The 3,487-nt window shown below is 70.4% G+C and carries 2 protein-coding genes and 1 pseudogene; 2 read left to right on the top strand and 1 reads right to left on the bottom strand.

The window, feature by feature from the left end; translation table 11 throughout:
- Nucleotides 1-86: 86 nt before the first annotated feature.
- The gene (locus tag ABZ646_RS43180; protein WP_360532272.1) at nucleotides 87-536 is read right to left on the bottom strand and encodes a MarR family transcriptional regulator; all 450 of its coding nucleotides are present in this window, start codon (nucleotides 534-536) and stop codon (nucleotides 87-89) included.
- Nucleotides 537-625: 89 nt separating this feature from the next.
- On the opposite strand from ABZ646_RS43180, the gene ABZ646_RS43175 reads away from it, so the two are divergent.
- On the top strand, nucleotides 626-1,624 hold the full coding sequence (locus tag ABZ646_RS43175; protein WP_360532269.1) for an NADP-dependent oxidoreductase: 999 nt from the start codon (nucleotides 626-628) through the stop codon (nucleotides 1,622-1,624).
- Between the two features lie 169 nt (nucleotides 1,625-1,793).
- Nucleotides 1,794-3,487, top strand: a pseudogene (locus ABZ646_RS43170) (galactosylceramidase); the annotation flags it as partial.

Raw genomic sequence — 3,487 nt, 5'->3', positions numbered from 1 at the left:
TTATTGGTGTGTGAGTGTTGTTCTGTGGTGTGCTTTTCGGATCTGTTGGGGGGCCGGTGCCACCGGGCACCGGCCCCCCTTCGCGTTCAGTCCGCCAGCATGCGGCGGAGCAGGTCCCGCAGGGAGGACCGCTCCGTGTCGGAAAGGCCCGCCAGCGGCTCGCGCGCGAAGCGCAGCCCCTCCCGCAGATCACGGGCGACCCGCCGGCCCTCGTCCGTCGCCGCGGCCAGCTTCACCCGGCGGTCCGCCGGATCGGGGCGCCGCTCCACGAGCCCGCGCGCCTCCAGCCGGTCCACGATCCCCGTCACGTTCGACGGCTCGCACTTCAGTTTCTGCGCCAGCTTCCGCATCGGCAGCGGCTCCAGCGACAGCAAGCTGAGCAGTCGCGCCTGCGCCCCGGTGAGTGCGTGCTCGCCCGCCGCCTCCTCGTAGTCCGCGTAGAAGCGGGCCACGACGTCCCCGATCAGCTCGACGACCTCAAGGGTGAGGGCGTCCGGACGGCGGGTAGGCGTGGGACTGGGCTGTGAGGACGGCATGCCCTCAGGGTACCTCGTTACTTGACATGCTGAAATATTCAGGAGCATGGTTGTTTCAGGTACTGAAGTATTTCGGAAAGGCGCACGTCATGATCAACCGCGAGTGGCACCTGCTCAGCCGTCCCGTCGGCTGGCCGAAGCCCGAGGACTTCGCCCTGGTCGAGGCCGAGGCCCCGACGCCGGGTGAGGGACAGGTGCTGGTACGGAACAAGTACGTGTCCGTCGACCCGTACATGCGCGGCAGGATGAGTTCGGCCAAGTCCTACGTCGCCCCCTTCGAGCTGGGCAAGGTCATGCAGGGCGGCGCGGTCGGCGAGGTCGTCGAGTCGAACGCCGAGGGCCTCGCGGCCGGCGACCACGTCCTGCACTTCCTCGGCTGGCGCGAGTACGCGGTCGTGGACGCGAAGAACGCGGTCAAGGTCGACCCGGAGGCGGCGCCCCTGTCGACGTACCTCGGTGTCCTCGGCATGACCGGCCTCACCGCCTACGCGGGTCTGCTGCGCACCGCCTCCTTCAAGGAGGGCGACTCCGTCTTCGTCTCCGGCGCGGCCGGCGCGGTCGGCAGCCAGGTCGGCCAGATCGCCAAGCTCAAGGGCGCCTCGCGGGTGATCGGCTCGGCCGGCTCCGACGAGAAGGTCAAGCTGCTCGTCGAGGAGTACGGCTTCGACGCGGCCTTCAACTACAAGAACGGCCCGGTCGCCGAGCAGCTGCGGGCCGCCGCCCCGGACGGCGTCGACGTGTACTTCGACAACGTCGGCGGCGACCACCTGGAGGCGGCGATCGGGCAGCTCAACCGGGACGGCCGGATCGCCGTCTGCGGCATGATCTCGGTCTACAACAGCACCGAGCCCGTCCCCGGCCCGAAGAACCTCGCCCGTCTCATCCAGACCCGCGGCCGCATCGAGGGCTTCCTGGTCGGCGACCACTACGACCTGCAGCCGCAGTTCGTCGCCGAGGTCGGCCCGTGGGTGGCGTCCGGGCAGCTGAAGTACCGCGAGACGGTCGTCGAGGGCATCGAGAACAACCTGGAGGCGTTCCTCGGGGTACTGCGCGGCGACAACACCGGCAAGATGATCGTCAAGCTCTGAACGCCCGTCCGGCGCCCCCGCCGCGGGGGCGCCGGACGTCACGTCACCGACGTCCCCTTCGGAACACCCCTGTTGGATCCTGTCCGAAGTCTTCCCCGGAGCTGTGCGTTCCTGTAGCCATGTGCGCGGAGGTGTTCGCCTCCACTGGTCCCAGGGTCGGGAGAGCCGCATGCTCCAGTCCGTCCGGTACCGCGTGCTGTCATGGCTCGCGGTCGTCAGCTGCCTGGCCTTCCTCTCCGGCGCGCTGACATCGTTGTCGGCCCGCGCCGCCACCACGGCGTCCGCGCCACCCGCCGCCACGATCACCGTGGACGGGTCCGGCACCGGCCGCACCTTCGACGGCATCGGCGCCATCAGCGGCGGCGGAGGCAACTCCCGGCTGCTCGTCGACTACCCCGAGCCGCAACGCAGCCGCATCCTCGACTACCTCTTCAAGCCCGGCCACGGCGCCGCCCTGCAACTCCTCAAGGTGGAGATCGGCGGCGACACCAACTCCACGGACGGCTCCGAACCCAGCATCGAGCACACCCGGGGGACCGTGCACTGCGACAGCGGCTACGAATGGTGGCTGATGGAGCAGGCCAGGAAACGCAACCCCGGCATCAAGCTCTACGGCCTGGCCTGGGGCGCCCCCGGCTGGATAGGCAACACCGCCGGCACCCCGGGCGGCGGCGACTTCTGGTCCCAGGACATGATCGACTACCTGGTCGACTGGCTCGGCTGCGCCCGGCAGCACGGCCTGGACATCGACTACCTCGGCGGCTGGAACGAACGCGGCTACGACATCGGCTGGTACGAGAAACTGCACGCCGCACTGGCCGCCCGGCACCTCCCCGTGCGGATCGTCGCCGCCGACTCCGGCCTGGACGTCGCCGACGACATCGCCAAGGACCCGCAGTTCGCCGACTCCGTCGACGCGGTGGGCGTGCACTACCCGTGCGAAGGCGGCGACGGCGGCAGCGCCAACACCTGCTACAGCTCCGACACCGCCCAGGCCACCGGAAAACCCCTGTGGGCCAGTGAGAACGGCTCCCTCGACGCGGACACCGGAGCCGGCGCCCTGATCCGCTCCATCACCCGCGGCTACCTCGACGGCAGGTACACCGCCTACCTCAACTGGCCCCTGCTGGCGGCCGTCTACCCCAACCTGCCGTACGACACGGTCGGCCTCGCGGTCGCGAACCAGCCGTGGTCCGGGGCGTACCGGCTGGGCACCAGCCTCTGGACCACCGCCCAGGTCACCCAGGTGACCCGGCCCGGCTGGCGGTTCGACGACCAGGCCAGTGGCTACCTGGGCGGCGACCGGACCGACGGCAGCTACGTCACCCTCAAGCCCGCCGACAACTCCGCCTACAGCACGATCATCGAGACCTCCACCGCGAGCAGCGCACAGACGGCCGACTTCACGGTGGGCGGCGGGCTGCCGACCGGCGCCGTGCACATCTGGGCCACCGACCTCACCTCGAACGGCCGCGGCTTCGTCCACACCGGCGACGTGGTCCCCGAGGGCGGCCGCTTCTCCGTCACCCTCCAGCCCGGCCACGTGTACTCCCTGACCACCACCACCGGCCAGGGCCGGGGCACGGCCGTCAGCCCGCCGCAGCACCGGCTCGCCCTGCCGTACCGCGACTCCTTCGACCGGCCGGCCCCCGGCCGTGAGGCCAGGTACCTCTCGGACATGCAGGGTGCCTTCGAGACCGTGCGGTGCGGCGGCGGACGGCCGGGGCGGTGCGTACGGCAGATGGCCGCCGAGCGGCCCATCGAGTGGCAGGACGACAGCGACGCGTTCGCCCTGCTCGGCGACACCGACTGGCGTGACTGCACGGTCAGTTCCGATGTGTACCTGGAGCAGCCCGGTACCGT

The organism is Streptomyces sp. NPDC007162 (assembly GCF_040634175.1).
Lineage (GTDB): Bacteria > Actinomycetota > Actinomycetes > Streptomycetales > Streptomycetaceae > Streptomyces.
The sequence above is the reverse complement of the archived record's forward strand: the minus strand, read 5'-3'. Positions and strand labels throughout refer to the sequence as shown.